Source organism: Eggerthella sp. AM16-19 (genome assembly GCF_003474385.1).
Taxonomy (GTDB): Bacteria; Actinomycetota; Coriobacteriia; order Coriobacteriales; family Eggerthellaceae; genus Senegalimassilia.
This window is the reverse complement of sequence record NZ_QUCY01000032.1, coordinates 1-2,915: the sequence shown is the minus strand read 5'-3', so window position 1 is coordinate 2,915 and position 2,915 is coordinate 1. Positions and strand designations below refer to the sequence as shown.

The 2,915-nt window shown below is 59.7% G+C and carries 2 protein-coding genes; both read right to left on the bottom strand.

Going from position 1 to position 2,915, the window contains the following annotated elements; genetic code table 11:
• Window positions 1-38 precede the first annotated feature (38 nt).
• Entirely contained in the window at window positions 39-1,223 is a 1,185-nt protein-coding gene (locus DW178_RS10125) for an iron-containing alcohol dehydrogenase (RefSeq protein WP_114620099.1), read from the bottom strand.
• Between the two features lie 989 nt (window positions 1,224-2,212).
• The gene (locus tag DW178_RS10120) at window positions 2,213-2,728 is read right to left on the bottom strand and encodes a ferritin (protein ID WP_118351155.1); all 516 of its coding nucleotides are present in this window, start codon (window positions 2,726-2,728) and stop codon (window positions 2,213-2,215) included.
• Between the last annotated feature and the right edge of the window lie 187 nt (window positions 2,729-2,915).

The following is a 2,915-nucleotide window of genomic DNA, read 5'->3' as shown; positions in this document are numbered from 1 at the left end:
CGCCCGCCTGCCGGCATTTGGCAGGCGGACGTTTTTCCTTACAGTGCCAAGCGGTAGATCTCGGCGGCATCCTCCATGGTCAGCTTCTTGAAGCTGCCGAACGGCTCGCCCTTGTTCTCGCGCAGGGTGGGGATCATCTCGGCGATGGCGTCCTCGATATTGTCCTCGTCCAGGCCGAGCTCGCCCAGGCTGATGGGCATGCCCAGGCTGGCGAAGAACATGCGCGTCTCGTCGATGGCAGATAGCGCGTCGGATTCGATGTCGCCCGTGGGCGCCAAGCCGAACACCTCGTAGCCGTACTGCGCGAAGCGCGCCGGGTTGGCGTCGTAGACGTATTCCATCCATGCCGGGAACAGGCAGGCCAGGCCGGCGCCGTGCGTAACGGTGGTGTCATAGGCGGACAGCTCGTGTTCTAGGCCATGCGTCGCCCAGTCCTCGTGACGGCCCATGCCCAAAAGACCCTGATGGCACAGCATGCCGGCCCACATGATGTTCGCGCGGGCATCGTAGTTCTCGGGCTCGGCCAGCACGCGCGGGGCCTCGGCGCGGATGGTGCGCATGACGGACAGGTTCATGCCGTCGGTGACGGGCACGGCCCCCACGTCGTCGAAGAATCGCTCGAGCAGATGGCAGAACATGTCGGTGATGCCGGCGGCTGTCTGGAACGGCGGCAGCGTGAACGTGAGCTCGGGGTTCATGAACGCCAGCTTCGGGCGCTGGTAATTGCTGGCGTAGCCGGTCTTCATGCCCAGCTCGTCGTTGCTGATGACGGTGTTCTTCGACGCCTCGCTGCCGGCTGCCGGGATGGTGAGCACCACGGCGATGGGCAGCACCTCGGTGTTCGGGTATTTCTTGGTGATAAGCTCCCACACGTCGTAATCGATGCAGGCGCCGTTGGCGATGGCCTTCGCGGAGTCGACCACGGAGCCGCCGCCCACGGCCAGCACCCAGTCCACGCCGTTTTCCTTGCACAGCGCGACGCCCTCGCGCACCAGGCCGATCTCGGGATTGGGGCGCACGCCGCCCAGCTTCACGTACTCGATGCCGACCTGCTCGAGCGATGCGCACACGCGGTCGATGAGGCCCGACTTGATGGCGCTCTGCCCGCCATAGTGCAGCAGCACCTTACGCGCGCCGCGCTCGGCCAACATGGGGCCGACCTTGCTTTCGGCGTTGTGGCCGAACACGAAATGCGTAGGGGAAACGAACTCGAAGTCTTCCATGGGAACCGCCTTCCTTGGTTTCGGGACGCCGCGCCGCCCACCTTCGCCCGCAAGCAGCACGATGCGCTCAGTATAACGCGCGAACCCGGTGCCTGGCGGTATCGGGTGAAGATTGCCGCGCTCATGCGATAAAGGATTGTTGCGCGATGTCGCACAACTGCCCCAACACCATAGATCGTTGCGCGATGCCCGGTACGACAAGAGACAGTTTTGCAACGCCGCAAATCGCCCAGCACCATGGCATACGAACACGAGTCACGCAACCGCCTTCCAGAACGACCAACCGAAAAGAATATGAGATGTTCCGAGCGCGGCCTCGCTATCGTCCCCTCCTTTTGGTACGGAGATGCGGACGTTTCTCTATACCGACTATGCAGCCAGCCGCCGGTACGGCTACTCCTTGAGCAGAGACGCGTCCAGGTAGCGGCGGGAACGAACGCTTTCGGTAAGAGCGAACGCCGGCGCAAGGCGAAGCGATTTCTTGCAGGTGCACAAGAAAAAATAAAGCCGGGTAGGAAGAACCCGGCTTTCGAAAGGAATCCCGACAGGCAATGTGCGGGGTCTTGGCAACCCGCGTTCCGCTTGGCGACGGAACCTGCAAACCCGAGACAGTCGATTTGGCGAAGATAGTCGTTTGAGTTTTGCAATGTTATCCGCTGTCGGACAATGAATATTCTTGCATGCTATATTGATTCATGCAACCTTTCGAATCGCCTGTTTACCTGGTAGAAACAGTCATTTTTCGCCGTTTTACCTGGTGCTATAGCCACGGATACGGGCAATTGTGAGTTTTTATAGAAATGCATAATGCTCCACTATTTATGCATAAACCATTCAAAAGGGCGCTCAATCGATAGGCACTGTAAATGATGTAGGGAAACAATAAGGCGCCCCGATCCACATCGGAGCGCCTTTATCGGCGTGCATCTGCATCAGCCAGCGACGAACAAGGTTCCCGCAAACCCGGCAGAACTGCCTTCGTCGTGAATCTACGCGTTCGCCAGCGGGCTGGGAACGGCGTACACGCGAGCCGCGTTCTCCTGATCAAGGTCGTAGAGCGCCTTGGCATCGTTGCCGAACAGCCTCATGCGAGACACCTGCTTCTCGGCGTTGTCCTCTTCCTCCTGCTGCTCCGAAATGAACCAATCGAGGAACTTCATGGTGCGATAGTCCTTCGCCTCAAGGGCGGCGGTGTAGATGTCGTTGATGGTACCGGTGATATACTTCTCGTGCTCCAGCGCGGCCTCAAGCGGCTCCAGATGGTTGCTGAAGGTCTTGTCGGGCTGGTCGATGGCCTGCAGCTTCACCTTGCAGCCGTTCTCATGCAAATACTTACGGAAGATAAGCGCATGATCGCGCTCCTCCTGCGTCTGGATCTCGTACCAATGGGCGAAACCTTCCAAGCCTTCTTCCTGGTAGTAGTCGGCGAACGACAGGTACAGGTACGCCGAGTACAGCTCCTTGCGGATCTGGTCGTTGATCAGCTTGTACACCTTTGCATCCATAGCATCCTCCTTCAGGACAGGAACGCCGGCAACGCAGCCGGGGTTTGAACACATCCATGTTACGCCGCGCACGACAATTTCACCAGTAACGACATAGGAGCGGCACGATTGCACACAACAGCCGGACTGCATAATCGCGCGGCAAGCTGCCGGTGCGAAGGCCGGGCGGCTGGCTGCCGGTGCGAAG

Bases quoted from the DNA above. Each gene is read 5' to 3' on its own strand.
- DW178_RS10125 (WP_114620099.1), bottom strand. From the start codon at position 1,223: ATGGAAGACTTCGAGTTCGTTTCCCCTACGCATTTCGTGTTCGGCCAC.
- DW178_RS10120 (WP_118351155.1), bottom strand. From the start codon at position 2,728: ATGGATGCAAAGGTGTACAAGCTGATCAACGACCAGATCCGCAAGGAG.